This is a genomic window from Rhizobium sp. AAP116, assembly GCF_001295785.1.
In the GTDB taxonomy this organism is placed as follows: Bacteria; Pseudomonadota; Alphaproteobacteria; order Rhizobiales; family Rhizobiaceae; genus Allorhizobium.
The window spans coordinates 44,994-62,379 of the sequence record NZ_LJIB01000011.1 but is presented as its reverse complement, the minus strand read 5'-3'; the positions used below and the strand labels follow the sequence as shown (position 1 = coordinate 62,379).

Annotated in this window: 19 protein-coding genes; 12 read left to right on the top strand and 7 right to left on the bottom strand. The window is 58.0% G+C overall.

What is annotated here, in order from left to right:
- Positions 1-18 precede the first annotated feature (18 nt).
- The 10 genes from IP85_RS08630 (at position 19) to IP85_RS08590 (ending at position 7,984) form a co-directional block, all read left to right on the top strand.
- Entirely contained in the window at positions 19-1,395 is a 1,377-nt protein-coding gene (locus tag IP85_RS08630; RefSeq protein WP_245280845.1) for a PAS domain S-box protein, read from the top strand.
- Positions 1,385-1,996, top strand: a complete 612-nt coding sequence (gene fixJ, locus IP85_RS08625) for a response regulator FixJ (protein ID WP_054149271.1) — start codon at positions 1,385-1,387, stop codon at positions 1,994-1,996. Before IP85_RS08630 ends, fixJ begins: the two co-directional genes overlap by 11 nt.
- A 112-nt stretch (positions 1,997-2,108) precedes the next feature.
- A complete protein-coding gene (locus tag IP85_RS08620; protein WP_156322794.1) occupies positions 2,109-2,456 on the top strand; it encodes a hypothetical protein in 348 nt (115 codons plus the stop codon).
- Positions 2,457-2,523: 67 nt separating this feature from the next.
- Positions 2,524-3,159 carry a helix-turn-helix domain-containing protein gene (locus IP85_RS08615; RefSeq protein WP_082347637.1) on the top strand — a complete coding sequence of 212 codons (636 nt, stop codon included), beginning with the start codon at positions 2,524-2,526 and terminating at the stop codon, positions 3,157-3,159.
- Between the two features lie 242 nt (positions 3,160-3,401).
- Positions 3,402-3,545, top strand: coding sequence for a periplasmic nitrate reductase, NapE protein (gene napE, locus IP85_RS08610; protein WP_054149496.1), 144 nt, complete (start codon positions 3,402-3,404; stop codon positions 3,543-3,545).
- An 11-nt stretch (positions 3,546-3,556) separates the two neighbouring features.
- Positions 3,557-4,057 carry a ferredoxin-type protein NapF gene (locus tag IP85_RS21910; RefSeq protein ID WP_082347629.1) on the top strand — a complete coding sequence of 167 codons (501 nt, stop codon included), beginning with the start codon at positions 3,557-3,559 and terminating at the stop codon, positions 4,055-4,057.
- Positions 4,038-4,331 carry a chaperone NapD gene (locus IP85_RS08605; protein WP_054149268.1) on the top strand — a complete coding sequence of 98 codons (294 nt, stop codon included), beginning with the start codon at positions 4,038-4,040 and terminating at the stop codon, positions 4,329-4,331. Before IP85_RS21910 ends, IP85_RS08605 begins: the two co-directional genes overlap by 20 nt.
- Positions 4,306-6,810, top strand: coding sequence for a periplasmic nitrate reductase subunit alpha (gene napA, locus IP85_RS08600; protein WP_054149267.1), 2,505 nt, complete (start codon positions 4,306-4,308; stop codon positions 6,808-6,810). The genes IP85_RS08605 and napA overlap by 26 nt, the downstream gene beginning before the upstream one ends.
- Entirely contained in the window at positions 6,780-7,271 is a 492-nt protein-coding gene (locus tag IP85_RS08595) for a nitrate reductase cytochrome c-type subunit (protein WP_054149266.1), read from the top strand. The genes napA and IP85_RS08595 overlap by 31 nt, the downstream gene beginning before the upstream one ends.
- A gap of 2 nt (positions 7,272-7,273) precedes the next feature.
- Positions 7,274-7,984: a NapC/NirT family cytochrome c gene (locus IP85_RS08590; RefSeq protein ID WP_054149265.1), complete on the top strand. Its 711-nt coding sequence runs from the start codon at positions 7,274-7,276 to the stop codon at positions 7,982-7,984.
- A 101-nt stretch (positions 7,985-8,085) separates the two neighbouring features.
- On the opposite strand, the gene IP85_RS08585 is transcribed toward IP85_RS08590, so the two are convergent.
- From IP85_RS08585 to nirK, 4 genes are all read right to left on the bottom strand, one after another.
- On the bottom strand, positions 8,086-8,532 hold the full coding sequence (locus IP85_RS08585) for a pseudoazurin (protein WP_054149495.1): 447 nt from the start codon (positions 8,530-8,532) through the stop codon (positions 8,086-8,088).
- A gap of 98 nt (positions 8,533-8,630) precedes the next feature.
- Positions 8,631-9,332 carry a Crp/Fnr family transcriptional regulator gene (locus IP85_RS08580; protein WP_054149264.1) on the bottom strand — a complete coding sequence of 234 codons (702 nt, stop codon included), beginning with the start codon at positions 9,330-9,332 and terminating at the stop codon, positions 8,631-8,633.
- Between the two features lie 97 nt (positions 9,333-9,429).
- Positions 9,430-10,326 (bottom strand): SUMF1/EgtB/PvdO family nonheme iron enzyme, encoded by an 897-nt coding sequence (locus IP85_RS08575; RefSeq protein WP_054149494.1) that lies wholly within the window; start codon positions 10,324-10,326, stop codon positions 9,430-9,432.
- A 69-nt stretch (positions 10,327-10,395) separates the two neighbouring features.
- Positions 10,396-11,535: a copper-containing nitrite reductase gene (gene nirK / locus IP85_RS08570; RefSeq protein WP_054149263.1), complete on the bottom strand. Its 1,140-nt coding sequence runs from the start codon at positions 11,533-11,535 to the stop codon at positions 10,396-10,398.
- A gap of 229 nt (positions 11,536-11,764) precedes the next feature.
- On the opposite strand from nirK, the gene IP85_RS08565 reads away from it, so the two are divergent.
- Entirely contained in the window at positions 11,765-13,009 is a 1,245-nt protein-coding gene (locus tag IP85_RS08565) for an NnrS family protein (protein ID WP_054149262.1), read from the top strand.
- On the opposite strand, the gene IP85_RS08560 is transcribed toward IP85_RS08565, so the two are convergent.
- On the bottom strand, positions 12,973-13,497 hold the full coding sequence (locus IP85_RS08560; RefSeq protein ID WP_054149261.1) for a DUF2249 domain-containing protein: 525 nt from the start codon (positions 13,495-13,497) through the stop codon (positions 12,973-12,975). The two genes, IP85_RS08565 and IP85_RS08560, sit on opposite strands and share 37 nt — an antisense overlap.
- A gap of 86 nt (positions 13,498-13,583) precedes the next feature.
- Complete coding sequence (locus IP85_RS08555; protein WP_348625556.1) at positions 13,584-13,937, bottom strand: DUF2249 domain-containing protein; 354 nt, start codon at positions 13,935-13,937, stop codon at positions 13,584-13,586.
- Positions 13,938-14,060: 123 nt separating this feature from the next.
- Here IP85_RS08555 and hemN point away from each other — a divergent pair, with 123 nt between their 5' ends.
- Positions 14,061-15,413, top strand: a complete 1,353-nt coding sequence (gene hemN, locus IP85_RS08550; protein ID WP_054149259.1) for an oxygen-independent coproporphyrinogen III oxidase — start codon at positions 14,061-14,063, stop codon at positions 15,411-15,413.
- A gap of 73 nt (positions 15,414-15,486) precedes the next feature.
- On the opposite strand, the gene IP85_RS08545 is transcribed toward hemN, so the two are convergent.
- Positions 15,487-17,385 carry a VWA domain-containing protein gene (locus tag IP85_RS08545; protein WP_054149258.1) on the bottom strand — a complete coding sequence of 633 codons (1,899 nt, stop codon included), beginning with the start codon at positions 17,383-17,385 and terminating at the stop codon, positions 15,487-15,489.
- Position 17,386 lies beyond the last annotated feature (1 nt).

Here is a 17,386-nt window from a genome sequence, read left to right as displayed (position 1 = left end):
GGTGGTGGGCTATTTGCTATGCGCGACGCCGCGTCAGAAACGCTATCCCTACTCGTACCGATTTTGGTCGTCGCCTCAGCTTTGATCGGGGGAGCGGGCCCGGCCTTGCTGGCAGCCGTTTTCGGCTTGGCCCTTTGGCTTCTTTCAGGTCATTTTCTTCTATTTGAAACAGCTAGCGTGCAAACACTCGCGCTTGCCGTCTTGTCAGCGCTGATTGTTTGGTTTGCAAGGCGAGCAGACAAAAATCGAGAGATGTTGGCGGAACTCAGGGAAGCGCTTGACGACCGCGAGGCCCGAATGGGGTCTATCCTCGACACGGTCCTTGATGCCACCATCGTCAGCGACGAGAACGGGATCATAATCTCGTTCAACTCCGCGGCCGTCCGCCAGTTCGGCTACTCGGAAGCTGAAGCGCTTGGGCAAAACCTGAAGCTGCTCATGCCTCAGCCTTACAAGGTCGAACACGACGGATACATGCGCCGCTACATGGAAACGGGCGAAAAGAGGATCATCGGCGTCGACCGCGTCGTGGTCGGCCGGCGTAAGGATGGCTCTACTTTTCCGATGAAGCTCGCGGTCGGCGAGATCAAACGTGGCGGAAAGCGGTTCTTCACTGGGTTCGTTCGCGACCTCACGGAGCGAGAGGAATCCGCCGCCCGCCTGCAGGAGATCCAGACCGAGCTCGCAAGGCTCGGCCGATTAAACGAAATGGGAGAGATGGCGTCGACGCTGGCGCACGAGTTGAACCAGCCATTGTCGGCCATCGCCAACTACGTGCATGGCTGCGCGCGCCTGCTACAGCACGCGGTTGGGGATCGCGACATCCAGGTTCGTGACGCATTGCTGGAAGCGGGCGAACAGAGCATTCGCGCCGGGCAGATCATTCGACACCTGCGCGAGTTCGTCACCAAAGGCGAGACGGAAAAGCGGACGGAGAGCCTGCGTCAACTCGTCGAAGAGGCCGGAGCACTCGCCCTCGTCGGCTCGCGTGAAAAAGGCGTACGCACCGTGTTCGATTTTACCTCGGACAACGATCAGGTATTCGTCGATCGGATTCAGATTCAGCAGGTGCTGACCAACCTGATGCGCAATGCGATCGAGGCGATGAAGCAAACCGAGAAAAAGGAAATCCGCGTCAGTGTCTGTTCCGACAAGATGGGACTTTTGACGGTGACGGTCGAGGATTCCGGTCCCGGGATTTCTCCGGAAGTCGCCCAGGATATCTTCAAGCCGTTTACCACGACAAAGGCAGGGGGCATGGGGATCGGGTTGTCGATCTCCAGGCGCATCATCGAGGCCCATGGCGGAGACATGACCGTCTCCAAAAGTGAACTCGGCGGCGCCTCCTTCAGTTTTACCTTGATCCAGTACGACGAGGACCAGAATGCAGCCTGATGACTTCACCGTCCATATCGTTGACGACGAGGAGGCACTTCGCAAATCGCTGGGGTTCATGCTCACCGTGAACGGTTTCGCCGTGCGGCTTCATCCATCCGCAACAACCTTTTCAGAAATTGCCTCAAGCCTTCGCAATGCGATCCTGATCACGGACATGCGAATGCCTGACATGAGTGGGCTTGACCTGGTACGCAAGATCTCAAGCATTTCGCCCCCCATACCATCGATAATCGTGACTGGGCATGGCGACATTCCCATGGCCGTTGAAGCGATGAAAGCTGGTGCTGTAGATTTCATCGAGAAGCCGTTTGAAGAGTCGGTTATCATCGAGGCGGTGCGGCGGGCGGCCGAGAAACTGGCAGATTCATCCGCGGGTACGCTGAGCGTGGATGACATCCGCTCGCGCATCGGCAGCCTGAGTGAACGGGAGCGGCAAATCCTGTCGGCCGTTGTAGCCGGCCAACCGAACAAGGCTATCGCGTTCAATCTTGATATCAGCCCGCGAACGGTCGAAGTCCATCGCGCCAATGTCATGACGAAGATGAGAGCACGCAGCCTTCCCGAACTGGTGCGCATGTCCCTGACAGTCAGCATCTAGCCCAATCCCCGCGCAATCCGACAATTCGCTTGATCCATGACAAGGTGAGGCGTCAGCCAGGATGCGATCTGAAAGCTTGGTGAAAGATCACGACCTAGCTTCTGGAATCCCATTGTCCACGCTGTCTGCCATTGTTGCTGTTGTCAAAGACCCAGCCTTGCTGCGGTCGATCAGCTTTGCGCTTAAAACGCATGGACAGGCGGTAGAACAGTTCAATGACTGGACCATGGCAAGCGAGGCGATCAGCCGAGCGGAATGCGTCATCCTCGACACCTGTCTGCCGCCTGCCGATCTGACGGCCGGCCTCAGTCTTGCCAGCCGGGGCATAAAGCTCGTTGTTCTGGCGGAGGACGACAGAGATTACGGCCGGGGGAACAGGCAGGACATTTGCGTACTGTCCAAACCGCTTAACGGGCCTGATATTGCCAACGCGGTGTCAGCCCTACGTAGAAATCCGTAGTGGAAGAACTCAATAGCGGCTAGGCTCCCAATCTAACATGATCCCTTCAACCAAAGGGGACATGCCGATGCAAACCGCAGCTTCCATCACACAAAATTCGCATCTCTCGCCCCCGCCGCGTGCACGCAGCCAGACGCACATCAGGCCGGTGACCTTTCACGCGCCGGACTGCGTGATCTATGCCCAGGGCGAGCGCTCGCGATCACTTTACCAGATCGAATACGGGGCTGTGCGGATCTATCGCCTCCTGGCCGACGGCCGCAGGCAGATCGTCGCCTTTCATCTTGTCGGCGAAACCTTTGGCTTCGAGATCAATGAGACCCACAGCTTCTATGCCGAGGCCATGGTGAACACAGGCCTGACCAGTGTCGAACGCGCAGCCGGCGGCCAGCTCAACGACCGCCTGGTTGGCGTCGCATTGAAGGCGATGGTTCGAGCTCAGGAGCACCTGCTTGTCGTCGGCCGCCAAAGTTCACTGGAAAAGATAGCCGTTTTCCTGGTCGATCTGGCTGATCGCCAAGGTGGCACTGACTTAATCGACCTGCCCATGAGCCGTATCGACATAGGCGATTATCTCGGCCTCACCATCGAAACAGTCTCGCGCACGATTTCGAAACTGCGCGACATGAGCATCGTCAAGCTTCACAATGCGCGCAGCATAGAAATCATCAAGCCTGAAAAGCTTCGCATACTCAGCAACTAGTCCACCTGCGCGGCTTGGGAAAATGTCAACATAGAGCTGGGTTTCCCGATATTTTGATCGCATGGCTGCCGACACCCGCGCCGCAGCGACCGGACCCCCAACACAACCATCGCGATATCACGAATCATCACTTTCCTTGACAGAAGAGTGAACACTCCGCACACTTGCGGCGAGGAGTAGGAGGAGACCGCGTGCATCACAGCATCGAGAATTCGACCCCGCTACCTGCCTCGGACCGTCGTATGCGGCGCCGATCAGAGCTTGTGACGTTTTTTATCCTCGCCTTTGGCATCTGGCCGATCCTTGCGGTAGCGGCCGTTGGAGGCTTCGGCTTCATGGTCTGGATGTACCAGATCATCGCCGGTCCACCCGGTCCTCCAGCTTAAGCGAGGAGGCCATGGTGACCTCACTTTCGCGGCGAGCCCTCCTTCGCGGACAGATCAGGCAAGAGCTCCGCATCCTGCCACCAGGTCTCTTACGTCCGGTGGAAGAGATCTGCGATCAATGCAGCGCATGCGTTGATCACTGTCCGCAGTCGATCATCTCGATGCAGTCCGGCATACCGGCACTGGATTTCTCATCCGGCGGATGCGATTTTTGCGGCCAATGTCGAGAAAACTGTCCGCACGCGGATGTCTTTTTCGGCGCCGAACTCTCCATTCCCCACAAGGCACAGGTGCAACCGCATTGCCTGGCGCTCAACAGCGTCGACTGTCAGGCATGCCGCGACCATTGTCCGACTGACGCAATCCGGTTTCGTCCACGCGCTGGCGGACCATGGCATCCTTCAGTTGTAGAGGATGACTGCACCGGCTGCGGCCTCTGCATAGGCCACTGTCCGACAAACGCAATTTCCATATCGGCAAGGAATGGCTCGCATGTCGCAGCGCAACCCTGAACGCTTCCATGTTTCCAGTGCCGTCGTTCTGACCTCTCCGGCCGCCGCTGATCGTCTTGTCGAAACACTGGCAGAGATGCCGAACGTTGAAGTTCATGCTGCCGAACATGGCAAGATCGTCATCGTGATCGAGGGCATTTCCAGCGGCGAAATGGGCGCGACCCTCGCGGCTATCTCGAGCCTTCCGGACGTTATGGCCGCCAACATGGTTTTTGAGCATGCAGAGAATTTGGAGGAGGGTTTAATCAATGGACACAGACCTGACGCGGCGTAGTCTGCTCAAGGCCCATGCTGCAGCGATTGCGGCAGCCACCGCCGGCATTAGCTTGCCGGCCCATGCTCAGACCGTTCCTGGTGGCGTGGAAGCGCTCGAGATCAAATGGTCAAAGGCGCCCTGTCGGTTCTGTGGCACCGGCTGTGGCGTCATGGTCGGCGTCAAGGAAGGGCAGGTCGTCGCCACACACGGCGACATGCAAGCCGAGGTGAACCGCGGGCTCAACTGCATAAAGGGCTATTTCCTCTCAAAGATCATGTATGGCGAGGATCGCCTGAGCACACCGCTCCTGCGCAAGCGTGGCGGACAATATGACAAGGACGGCGAATTCGAATCGGTAAGCTGGGACGAAGCGTTCGACATAATGGCCGAGCGATGCAAGAAGGTTCTGCGCGAAAAGGGACCAACAGCGATCGGCATGTTCGGCTCCGGCCAGTGGACGATTTTCGAAGGCTATGCCGCGACCAAGCTGATGCGGGCAGGCTTCCGTTCCAACAACCTCGACCCCAATGCCCGCCATTGCATGGCATCCGCCGCATATGCCTTCATGCGCACCTTTGGTATGGATGAACCCATGGGCTGCTATGACGATTTCGAGCACGCCGATGCCTTCGTGCTCTGGGGCTCCAACATGGCGGAGATGCACCCGATCCTGTGGACACGCCTTGCAGACCGGCGCCTGGGTCACGAACATGTAAAAGTCGCAGTGCTCTCGACCTTCACTCACCGCAGCATGGATCTGGCCGACGTTCCAATCATCTTCAAGCCGAGCACGGATCTGGCGATCATGAACTATATCGCTAACCACATCATCTCGACCGATCGAGTGGACGAGGACTTTGTCCGCGCACACACGACCTTCATGAAGGGCGTGGACGATATAGGATATGGTCTTCGACCGGATGATCCGCTCGAGATGAAGGCAAAGAACGCCGGCGACCCGACCAAGATGGAGCCGATCGACTTCGAAAGTTTCAAGGCCTTTGTCGCAGATTACACTTTAGAAAAAGTCGCCGAGCTGACTGGGTCCGATCCGGGCTTTCTGGAGCAACTGGCTGAGCTCTATGCCAATCCCGACACCAAGGTCATGTCTCTTTGGACCATGGGTTTCAACCAGCACACGCGCGGTGTCTGGGCAAACCACATGATCTATAATCTGCATCTGCTGACGGGGAAGATCTCTGAACCGGGCAACGGCCCCTTCTCACTGACAGGCCAACCATCGGCCTGTGGAACGGCGCGCGAAGTCGGCACATTCGCGCATCGCCTGCCGGCAGACATGGTGGTGACCAATCCGGAGCACCGACATCACGCAGAGGAGATCTGGAAACTCCCGGAAGGTCTTCTTCCCGACAAACCAGGATACCATGCCGTAGAACAGGACAGGATGCTGAAGGACGGCAAGCTGAACTTCTATTGGGTTCAGGTCAACAACAACGTCCAGGCGGCCCCCAATACCAGCAACGAGACCTATCTCGGCTACAGGAACCCGGACAACTTCATTGTCGTCTCCGATGCCTATCCCACGATCACCGCCATGTCTGCCGACCTCATTCTTCCGGCCGCCATGTGGGTCGAGAAGGAAGGAGCCTATGGCAATGCAGAGCGCCGGACACATGTCTGGCATCAACTGGTCAATGCGCCAGGAGATGCGCGCTCGGACCTATGGCAATTGGTGGAGTTTTCCAAACGGTTCACGACGGATGAAGTCTGGACCGAGGAGATCTTGGTGCAGAACCCGGACTACCGCGGCAAAACACTTTTCGAGGTGCTGTTCGCAAATGGCAAAGTGGACCGATACCCCCTCTCAGAGGTGGACGCCGATTATGCCAATCGCGAAGCCGAAGCATTTGGCTTTTATCTCCAGAAGGGCCTCTTCGAGGAATATGCGGAGTTTGGGCGCGGACATGGGCATGACCTGGCACCTTACGACGTCTACCATCAGGAACGGGGCCTTCGTTGGCCGGTTGTCGACGGCAAGGAGACCAAATGGCGCTACCGGGAGGGTTATGACCCATATGTCAAACCCGGCGAAGGGGTGCGCTTTTACGGCAAACCCGATGGACGTGCGGTCATCCTGGCTGTGCCCTATGAACCGCCGGCCGAATCGCCGGATGAAGAATACGACTTCTGGCTGGTAACAGGCCGGGTGCTGGAGCACTGGCATTCCGGTTCGATGACAATGAGGGTGCCAGAACTCTACAAGGCCTTCCCCGGCGCCCGCTGCTTCATGAACGCCGACGACGCGCGAAAACGCGGGATCAACCAGGGGGCAGAGATCACCATCGTTTCGCGTCGCGGCGAGATGCGGACACGCGTCGAGACCCGTGGCCGCAACCGCATGCCACCTGGCGTGATCTTCGTTCCATGGTTCGATGCCAGCCAGTTGATCAACAAGGTGACGCTTGACGCCACCGATCCGATCTCCAAACAAACGGATTTCAAAAAATGCGCAGTCAAGATCGTTCCTGTGGCCTGACAAGCGGCCAACTTGGTGCCGCTGCCCTGTTGGCAACCTGTCTCATCGGTGGTGGCGTGGTCGCTCAATCGGTTCCGCAGTTGTCCGGCCCGCCCCAACAGATGGAAAGCGTTCCGGCAAAGCCCCTGCCGAAATGGAATGTGGATGACGTGCGCAAGATGCGCGCCTATCCGGACCAGCCTCCCATCATTCCACACTCGATCGAAGGCTACCAACTGTCGGTCAATACCAACCGATGTCTCTCCTGCCACAAGCGCGAGTTCACGGAAGGGTCCGGTGCGCCCATGATCAGCGTGACCCATTACATCACGCGGGAGGGACAAATGTTGGCAGATGTTTCGCCGAGACGATATTTCTGCACAGCCTGTCACGTCCCCCAGGCGCAGACCAACCCCTTGGTCGGCAACACCTTCCGCGACATGAGCGACATGGGGGTCAAGCTGATGGGCGAGGAGCATTAGAAATGCAGAGGCTCCGCAACCTGCTCTCATGGACATGGCGCGTTCTGACGACGCCAGCGGCGACGCTCAGCCTCGCCTTCCTGACGCTCGGCGGCTTTGTCGGCGGCGTCATGTTCTGGGGTGCGTTCAACACAGCACTTGAACTGACGAATACAGAGGAGTTCTGCGTCAGTTGTCACGAAATGAAGACCAATGTGTATGAGGAGATGACGAGGACCGTCCACTTCTCCAACCGCTCCGGTGTCAGGGCATCCTGTCCGGATTGTCATGTGCCCCACGAATGGACGGACAAGATTGCCCGAAAGATGCAGGCCTCGAAGGAAGTCTGGGGCAAGATCTTCGGAACGATCAATACACGTCAGAAATTCCTCGATCAGAGATTGCGGCTGGCGCAGCACGAATGGGCGAGACTGAAAGCTAATGACAGTCTCGAGTGCAGAAACTGCCACTCCTCGGTTGCTATGGACCTGTCGAAACAGACGGAGCGCGCAGCAGAGATCCACACGCGTTATCTCCTGAACGGCAAGGCGACGTGTATAGACTGCCACAAGGGCATCGCCCACGAACTACCAAACATGCAAGGCATCGACCCCGGCTGGAAGGTGCCGGAAGAGCTGGAAGGCAAAGAGCTGCCCACCGCATCTCCGGTCGACGAGCTACGAGACGCGATTCACCGAGCGCATAGCGGCCTTCTTGCTGACGGCGGGATCTGATGCTTGCATCGATCGCATATCAATACGGTCCAGAAATGCCGATGCCGCCGGGGATCACACCCCGGCGGCGTCGATCAAGCAACATCAGCTAGCACACGTCTTTACTGGGCCGCAGCGACGGCTGCATCAATCCGCTCACGGGCCTTTTTCGGTAGCTTGGCAGCATTGAAGGCGTCGAGATTGGTGGCTGGAGCATCACCAACAAGGATCGCGGCGACCATACCCATGCCGACATGTGGTGCGCATTTTACGCCGTAAAGCCCCGGCACGTCGAACGTCACCTTGATTTCTTCGTTCATTTTGCCTTTGAACTCTGCGGCACCGTCCGGGATCATGCCCTTGATTATTTCGGCATTGTGGCCCTTGTCGGTCGGGATGAAGGTAACGGTGTCGCCGGGGGCAATCTTCAAGCCGGCAGGCTCGAACACCATGGCACCCTCTGCACCTTTGTTCAGCATCTTGACTTCGAAATCGGCAGCGATTGAGAGCGCCGGGGCCGAAAGCAAGAGAACGGCTGCCATGGTTACACTACGCAGTTTCATTTTCATCTCCTTGGACAGGAACACCTCGTTCCGTTGGAGAAGTGATAGGCCAGGATGAACAGGCCTTCTTTGCGCAATATCAAGTACGGGGACGCTTCACCTGATTATCGACGCTCCGGAAGAGAATCCGCCAGCGACGCAAGTTCAACCATATCGCGCACCAGGAGTTTTTGCCGACCACCTTCGATCAGCCCCCTGCTCTCCCATGCACTAAAAATGCGCGAGACCGTATGAATTGTCGTGCCAGTCATCTCGGCAATGTCCTGCCTCGAGATCGGGAAATCGATCCGTATTCCCGCCGCCTCCGAACGACCAGCCTTTTGCGCCAACCTCAAGACGGTATGCGCAACTCTCTTCTCTACTTCTTGCGTGGACATTTCGCGAATGCGGACATGGGCTTCTTCGAGCCTTTGACCGATCGTCTCCATCGCGCTGACGGCGAGTCTTGGATTTCTTTCCACGAATTTCGGCCATAACTCTGTTGGCCACGACAGAACTAAGCTTTCGGCAGCGGCAAGCGCAGTGCCTGGATAGTCTTGTCGTTGAAGCGCCTTGGCGAACCCGAACAGGTCACCAGGATGCACGACACGCACGATAATCTGTTGACCGGAACTCGTCACCTGGGTGACCTTGAGTCGACCATGCAAAAGTAGAAAGAAGTATGAGGCGGGCTGACCTTGTTCAAACACGGACTCGCCGATGGGCAGTCGCCTTGTCTGCGCAGGAACGAGCAGTGCGTCCAATTCGTCATCGGTCATTTTGTCGAATAATGACAATGACTTGATGATCGTCCGATCAAGCTTCAAAATATATCCCTCTCTCGCCAACAACGCGCACGCTTAAGGGCTCAGAAAGCCCATAGTGGGTGTCATGGCGAGTGTCCAAATCGAGGGATAACCTACCTCACAAGGCACCGATCGAAAAGAGCAAAGGCGCGTACCAGCGACGATCTTCGACCAGCCGGAAGCCGACATGATCAGGGGGAACTCCGACAGAGCAGCCTCCGCTTTTCGGGTCGCGTATAAACGAGCTTAACGGCGATCTGTGTTTTCCGGCGGCGATGTAGACACCGCAGGCTTCGGTTGTGACTTGCTGTCCTTGCTTGACGAGGTCTACACGTCGATTGCAGGTCGTGGTCCACTCCCAGACATTGCCGCCAAAGTCGGCAAGGCCATGCTCACTTTCTCCGAAGCTGCCATACGGAAGTGGTTCCGGTTGCCTCGATCTCTTGCGGGCGGCTTCACGCTCATAGTCGGCTAGCCAACGCAAGGCTGGATTCGGATTGTCCGGATCTATGCCGAGAGCGTCGTCAGGAAACTTTGTGCCAGCGGTAAAGGCCAATTCTGCATCACTTGGTAGGCGCCAGACTCCACCGCTCTTTTCCGAGAACCACCGGGCATAGACTGTTGCGTCATCGTGACTGACACCAGTGGCGGGCATGTCAGACCGAGATGGGGTTACCGATTCCCGGGCCGGGCAAGCTCCGTCAGCCACGCAGGCATCGTAGTCCTGAGTGCTGACCTGATACTTCATGATCGTGACAGGAGCCGTCATCACGTATTCGGCCTTCGGCCCATCGACGGCATATCCAGCGCGGTAAAATTCGCCGGGCTGACGATAGACGAAACTGCCCGGCGCCACCGAGATGGTTTGAGGCGGCGGCAGATCGGCGCCACCATTCAGCCGGACGATGCCGGATTGAAATACGACAGCAGTGGACAAAGCACTGATGAGCAAAAGTGGCAGCAGCACCGAGCCGATAGAGTTGGGCTGCCTGGGAGTGAGAACGACGCCGGACATGGCGATTACCAACGAGTTAGAGAGGAAGTCCACGGGGTGCTCATCAAGCACCCCGTGCATTCACAAGGGTCAGCTTTCCGGCTTGACAACGGCGGTCATCAGATCGTCATTCCAGTCGCCGGTGACCTTGAAGTGGGCGGCCGCCCCCTTCTCGAAGGCTTCGATCAGGTTGTGGTTGACATAGGCGTAGATGCCCGGCTGCTGGAAGGTGTAGTAGGCAGCGCCCGCAGCACCACCAGGGATGAACCAGGTTTCCTGGTCGAGCTCCGGCGGGTTGGCAAACTTGCCCGTCGCCCAGACATAATCACCATGGCCACCGATCAGGTGCGGACGGGTGTCACGATTGGCCTGCGAATGCAGGATCAAGACCCGGTCACCGACTTCAGCCGTCATCGCATTGTCGCCTGTCAGAGCTCCGACAGCACCATTGAAGACGATGTGGCTCGGGGTCAGCGTGTTCATCACTTCGAGCACGTCCGAATAGGCATCGCCGGCACTCTCATACTTCTTGTAGTTGCCGTCAGCATCCTTGGGGACATAAAAGTCCTGCTCGCCGACATAGTATACCTTGTCATAAGGCAGTTCATTGCCCTTGTGGTCTTTCAGGCCTTCACGCGGCAGGACCATGATCGCGCCGTTCATGCCCGAGGTGACGTGCCACGGCACCATGCCGGGAGGTGCACAATGGTAGACGAAGACGCCGGCCTTTGTGGCCTTGAAGCGCAGTACCGCCGTTTCGCCCGGATTGACCAGTGTCAGCGCGCCGCCGCCAAGTGCACCGGTTGCCGAATGGAAATCGATGTTGTGCTGCAGGCTGTTGGTGTCAGGGTTGATCAGCGTAAGCTCAACATAGTCGCCTTCATGAACGACCATCATCGGGCCGGGGACCGAGCCATTGAAAGTCATGGCATGGACTTCGGTGCCAGCGTCATCGATGACGATCTTCTTTTCCTCGATGGTGAGCGTGAACTCGACGACCTTGGGCCCGCCTTCGGCCTTCTGAGCATGCGCATGGACGAAAGGAGGCGCGATAAGATCGACCTTCACCCGCTCCAGCTTAGCGATGTCAGCCGCTACGGCTGCGGCATTGGTCTTGATGTCGCCGCCTTCGGCGCGTGCCACTGTTCCTGTCAAAATGGGCACAAGCGCGCTTGCAAACACTGCTCCCGCGAGCATTGTTCTTCTGGTCAGATTGAGGCACTGGGTCATGATCTTTTCTCCTTGTCGTGCAGTAAGCGTTTCGCTCGAACTGTTGACATTGTTTTACTTCATCACGTGCCTTTCTATTTGACTTGGAACAATGAGCCGCTGAAGAAGCAGTGCGTCATTCAGCCGCCGACCAAATAATATTTTGGCTGGGGCTCTTTGATCGAGATCAATTACTTTACCTCGAAATCTCAGAGTCAGCGTCGAACGAGTATTTTTGAAAGCGATTTCCATGAAGGAAAAGGAACGAATAACCAGTGGCGGGATCCCGCGGGGCCTGGGGCGCGACGGCCTCGTCCTGCTGTCTTATGGGTTCCGGCCATTTTATCTCGGTGCGCCTTTGTGGGCCATCACGACGATCGCAATCTGGATTTGCGCGGTGAACGGCTGGCTTGAGGTGGCGAAAGTCTACGGCCCATCCGCCTGGCATGCGCATGAACTGCTGTTCGGCTTCATGCCGGCCGTTCTGGTCGGATACCTAATGACAACAGTTCCAAACTGGACTGGTCGCTTTCCGCTTTCAGGCAAGCCGCTTGGCATTCTCGTGCTCATCTGGATTACCGGGCGCATCTCCATGCTGATGGTCGGAGAAACAACGGCCCTCACCACCCTCCTGATCGACTGGATCTTCCTCCCGCTCTTCGCCTACTTCTGCTTGAGGGAGGTATGGGTTGCGCGAAGGATCGCAGATGCGAAGCCGATCCTTTCTGTTATGTCGCTTGCCTTGATCAATGGCGGGTTTCACATGGCGGCGATGAACGGAGGAGACGTGGATGCTTGGGCACGGGCAGGTCTTTCGGTCTATATCCTGCTGATCACTGCGACCGCGAGCAAGCTCATCCCTAGCTTCACCAACAACTGGCTTGCCCAGGCGGGCAGATCACGCCTCGCCCCCGCAAATCACTTCATCGATCGTTTCGTGCTTGTTGCCACTCTCCTTGCCGCAACGGCTTGGACCTTTGAACCGTCCGGCCCACTCGCGGCAATCGTGGCACTAGTGGCAGCCGGTTCGCATTTTGCCCGCGCAATAAGATGGTTCAGGCCAATCATCCTGAAATCGTCCATGATCGCAGCGATGCAGGTTTCGTACGCCTTCATCCCCCTGGGCCTGTTGGGAATTACAGCAACCGCGCTCGATACACTCGGCCTGCTCACTGCAATGCATCTTCTTGCTATTGGAGCCGTCACAGGAATGATGATTGCGATCATGAATCGTTCGATCCGCCTTCACACCGGTCGGAACGAGCAGTTTTCCTTGCGCCAGCGCCTGTCCGTCCCTTGCGTACTGCTCGCAGCAAGCGGCCGCATCGCAGCCGACATCGTTCCAGGATACTATGGGGCTCTTATCGCAACGTCTGGCTTTTTCTGGATTGCCGCCTTTGTCTTCTTTCTAAGCGACAATGCGGGTCTCCTATGTCACGTTCAGCGGCAACCCGGTCGTCAACCTTCACCGCCCACTCGGATCAACATGCGATAGGCACGCTTTGAAGCATCGAGATTGCCGACCCATTGGTGACCGCGCTTTTCCAGCTCCGCACCGAGAAAGCGCGATTCTTCTGAAAACACCGCGAAAAGTACTTCGCCTGGCTCCATGAGCTCAATCAGCGAGAGAACTTTCTCCATGGGCGCCGGTGGCTGCTGCTCGGTGAGGTCGACCCTCCACAACGGGTCCGGCCAGGCCGCCGCTTCCTCTGCACCGATTGAGTGGAGAACTTCTGCAGAAGTGTCTGGGGTTGGGATGAACAGAACCTCCCACTCGCCGCCATCCAACTCCTTGAGCTCGGCCGAATAGCCGCGGCGCGCCATGACGCTCAAGAGTGGCACAGGGCGAAAGGTAGCAAGCAAACGCAAACCTTCTCCTGGCTTCAACGACTGAACCGCATCCATGATTGCGGGAAATGGCTCGCCTCCGTCACGAAGGATGGGCCTCACATCGAGTTCTTTGAAACTGGCTGTCGTCGACACTTGACCTCCCAATTTTCGACTTCACGTGTCCGATCACGACGAACGTGCGTGGAGCGACCGCCTTTAACCGGTCGCTCGCATGCAGTTCAATGACCACCACCGCAGTTGCAGTTGCAGCCTTCGTGCTTCTTCCGGCGAATGCGGACTTCCCATATCTCCGGCCCACGGGAAAGATATTCCCACCCGAACATCCCATCATAATGCATCTCGAGATGGTAGTAGAGCGGAACCGGATCATGATCGACGGTCAGGATCAACTGATAATCCGGAAGCAGTGAATTCAACATTCCGAATATACGGGGATGCCTTTCCACGCGCGGAATTTCGCGCACGTCGAGCTTGAGAATATGATCTTCAACAACAGTCATTCGCTGGCTTTCTTCAATGCGGGTTGCGGGAGTCGCATGCAGCGTAAGCTGCACCGCAGGATACTGAAGCACGGGCGCCTAGGCTTCGTTGTGCTGTAACAAGCAAAACCAGGAAAGCAGTGTTCCTGTTTGCCTTTCGACAACGAAGCGATGGCACCTGGCACTATCGTTAGGGCACCGAACCGGAGCGATACAATGAACACAGAGATTATCCGCCGTTATGGCGAAAGCCGCCTGCCCCGTTACACAAGTTATCCGACGGCGCCCCGCTTCTCGCCCAGTATTGGAGCCGGCACCTATCGTGATTGGCTGGCTAACATCCCCAAAAGCGAACCGGTGTCGCTTTATCTTCACGTGCCCTTCTGTCGATCCATGTGCTGGTATTGCGGCTGCCACACTACGATCACCCAGAAGGACGCACCGATCCTTGACTATCTGACCGTGCTGAAACAGGAAATCAGGCTGGTAGCAAAAGCCATCGGGCGGCGACAGGATGTCAGCGATATTCACTTCGGCGGCGGCACACCCACGATCATGACCCCGGAGGAGTTCCTCGATCTGACTGCCACGCTCACAGCGGCCTTTGGTATTTGCGGCGCGACCGAACTGGCGGTGGAAATCGATCCGAGAACGCTTACCCTCGAAATGTCAGAAGCACTCGGAGAGTCGGGAATGACCCGTGCGAGCCTAGGCGTGCAGAGTTTCGACCCCAAGGTGCAGAAAGCGATCAATCGCATTCAGTCGGCAGAGCAGACGGCAACGGCCCTGTCGAACCTGCGCAGGGCTGGAGCCAGAAGCGTCAACTTCGACCTGATCTATGGCTTGCCCCATCAAACCGTCAACTCTGCAATTGAAACTGCGCGTATGGCTGCTGCCATGCGCCCTGAACGCTTCGCCGTCTTCGGTTACGCCCATGTCCCGGCCTTCAAGAAGCACCAGCGCCTGATCGACACGGCAGCGCTCGGCGACGCACATGATCGACACGCCCAGGCGGAAGCCATCGCGGCGACGCTGTGCGAAGCCGGGTACCGACGGATCGGTCTCGACCATTTTGCGCTTCCTGGGGATCAGCTTTCGATCGCCGCCAATCGTAAGGCGCTGCACCGCAACTTCCAGGGTTATACGACCGACACTGCCTCAACACTGATCGGGTTCGGCTCGTCGGCGATCGGACGTCTTGCCGAAGGCTATGCGCAGAACGATGTCGCCATCGGCCGATATGCCAGCCTCATTTCTTCCGGGAACTTTGCCACATCGAAAGGCTACCGCCTCACACAGGAGGACCGCGTCCGCGCCTGGATCATCGAGCGGTTGATGTGTGACTTCCAAGTGGATTTCACAGCCAAGCCGGATGGCTTTGAACTTCCGGAGGAGAGCTTTGGAAAAGCCAATCTGCTGCTCAAGACCTTGTTGGACGAAGGGATTGTGACCTTGCGTGGCGATGTGCTGAGCGTGGACACGGAACACAGATTCCTCGTTCGAACGGTGGCGTCGTGCTTTGATGCCTATCTCGGCGAAACGGGCAGAACACACGCCACCGCGGCCTGAGACAAAACGGCGAAAAACGAGAAAGCCCGGTCCGATCTCTCGGTCCGGGCTTTCCCCTTTGCGCGTTCGCGGATCAGCGGACGAGCGCGCGGTAGATCTGTGGCAAGGTCGCCGGAAGGCGGCGAATGTCGGGAACGACGGCATAGCCATGGTGGCCAAAGACAGCCGGCACATAGGTTTTGGCATCCTGATCGACCGTGACGCCGAAGACATGGATGCCACGCCGCCTTGCTTCGCTCACGGCCCGACGTGTGTCTTCAAGCGCAAAACGTCCCTCATAGTGATCGACATCATTCGGTTTTCCATCGGTCAGGACAAGAAGCAAGTGCTTGCGATTGGGACGCTCGGCAAGTTTGGCCGTCGCGTGGCGTAGGGCTGCTCCCATGCGGGTATAGTAACCGGGCTTCAGCGCGGCGATGCGATGGCGCACCAAGGCACCCATCGGCTCGTCAAAGTCCTTGATCGTCTCGACGCGCACCCAGTCCCGCCGTCTCGACGTGAAGCTCAAGATAGAATGCATGTCGCCGCAGGCTGCCAGCCCTTCGGCCAGAACCAGAAGCGCCTCCTTCTCGACATCGAGTACCCGGCGGTCGTTGAACCAGGCGTCGGTCGACAGCGAGACGTCGACCAGCAGGGTCACCGCAAGATCATGGGCCTGCGGCCGGCTTGCCAGGTGGATGCGGTCGGAGCATTCACCGCTCGCAGCAAGCTCGGTGCGGCTACGCACGACCGCATCGAGATCGAGATCGGCACCGTCGACCTGTGCACGCAGCAGCTCATGGCGCGGACGCATCGCTTCGAACTGCCGCCGCACCCGGCGAATCATCGCCTTCATCTCGGATGACTGGACCGGCGCCTTGTCCTGTTCGCAGGCCGGACCGGCAAAGACCCGGCAGTGGTCCTTCAGATAGACCCCGTGTCTGTAGTCCCATTCCGGATAGGTCAGTTCCGCTTCGATCGCGGAATGGATGAGCGCCTCGGGCGGCAGATCCAGGTCGAACCGAAATTTCGCGGCTGGCCGGCCCTTGCGTTCTCCAAGCACCATCTCATCGAGTTCGTCAGCGGCAGACGCATCGTGATCGTCACTGTCGTCGGCGGGACGGTCGACATTGACCATCTCGGCCATGGCGAGGATCTTCTCGAAGCGATTCAGGATGAAGGGGCTGCGCTCGCCCTTGGCGGCGGAATCCTTCTCGCGAATTGCCACATGGCGTCCGGCCGCCTGCGCATCCGCCTCGCTGGAGCCAACTGGCTGATCGATTTCCTGGCGGCCGACCCATTCTTCTCTAACGACCGCCTGCGGCCAAAGTGGCACGGGCAACATCGGCAGATAGCCCGCAGGTGCCTGCGTCGGCATATCATTACCTGCAGAGAACGGGGCAAGCCCCGCGCCACGGCGCAGGAGATCAATGATGCAGTCCTCCAGCAGCCCCTCAACCCGAGGCAGCGAGCCGCGGCGGCGCTCCGACAGAAGGGCGCGGCAAAGCCGACTATAACGATCGACCAGACCGGGGAAGGTCTCCAGGACCTGCGCTTCAAGTGCCGACGCCGCGTCCAAAAGTGCAAGATCTGCCTTGAGGGGATCAGTCTCGGTCATCGGTTGAAGCGGCATCACGGCCATGGCGGCGGCCAGCCAGACATAAAGGTCAAGATTGAGTGACTGCTCCGGCATGAGATCCAAGACTGGGGGCAACATCACGCTAGCTTCGTCCCGCGCCGGATGAATGAGCTTTTCTTCGCCCAGCCCCGTGCGTTGCCGGAACTTCAGCCGGTGTTGCGAGGTCCTGCCCCGCGCCGGTACCAGTTGAACCGTCCGTTCACCGCCGAAGCCACGAAAGCAGACAGAGAGTACCGGAAGCACGTCCTCCAGCAGGACAGCCGCTTCGGGGTAACGCGGCCAGGTGCGGGTATCCCCTGCCAGCCTGTGCCAGGCGCGCCCGACCGTCTCCTCAAGCTCCAGAAAGTCCAGCATG

Coding starts and splice junctions, on each gene's coding strand:
- IP85_RS08630 (WP_245280845.1), top strand. CDS start 19: ATGCGCGACGCCGCGTCAGAAACGCTATCCCTACTCGTACCGATTTTG.
- fixJ (WP_054149271.1), top strand. CDS start 1,385: ATGCAGCCTGATGACTTCACCGTCCATATCGTTGACGACGAGGAGGCA.
- IP85_RS08615 (WP_082347637.1), top strand. CDS start 2,524: ATGCAAACCGCAGCTTCCATCACACAAAATTCGCATCTCTCGCCCCCG.
- napE (WP_054149496.1), top strand. CDS start 3,402: ATGCGGCGCCGATCAGAGCTTGTGACGTTTTTTATCCTCGCCTTTGGC.
- IP85_RS21910 (WP_082347629.1), top strand. CDS start 3,557: ATGGTGACCTCACTTTCGCGGCGAGCCCTCCTTCGCGGACAGATCAGG.
- IP85_RS08605 (WP_054149268.1), top strand. CDS start 4,038: ATGTCGCAGCGCAACCCTGAACGCTTCCATGTTTCCAGTGCCGTCGTT.
- napA (WP_054149267.1), top strand. CDS start 4,306: ATGGACACAGACCTGACGCGGCGTAGTCTGCTCAAGGCCCATGCTGCA.
- IP85_RS08595 (WP_054149266.1), top strand. CDS start 6,780: ATGCGCAGTCAAGATCGTTCCTGTGGCCTGACAAGCGGCCAACTTGGT.
- IP85_RS08590 (WP_054149265.1), top strand. CDS start 7,274: ATGCAGAGGCTCCGCAACCTGCTCTCATGGACATGGCGCGTTCTGACG.
- IP85_RS08585 (WP_054149495.1), bottom strand. CDS start 8,532: ATGAAAATGAAACTGCGTAGTGTAACCATGGCAGCCGTTCTCTTGCTT.
- IP85_RS08575 (WP_054149494.1), bottom strand. CDS start 10,326: ATGTCCGGCGTCGTTCTCACTCCCAGGCAGCCCAACTCTATCGGCTCG.
- nirK (WP_054149263.1), bottom strand. CDS start 11,535: ATGACCCAGTGCCTCAATCTGACCAGAAGAACAATGCTCGCGGGAGCA.
- IP85_RS08565 (WP_054149262.1), top strand. CDS start 11,765: ATGAAGGAAAAGGAACGAATAACCAGTGGCGGGATCCCGCGGGGCCTG.
- hemN (WP_054149259.1), top strand. CDS start 14,061: ATGAACACAGAGATTATCCGCCGTTATGGCGAAAGCCGCCTGCCCCGT.
- IP85_RS08545 (WP_054149258.1), bottom strand. CDS start 17,385: ATGCTGGACTTTCTGGAGCTTGAGGAGACGGTCGGGCGCGCCTGGCAC.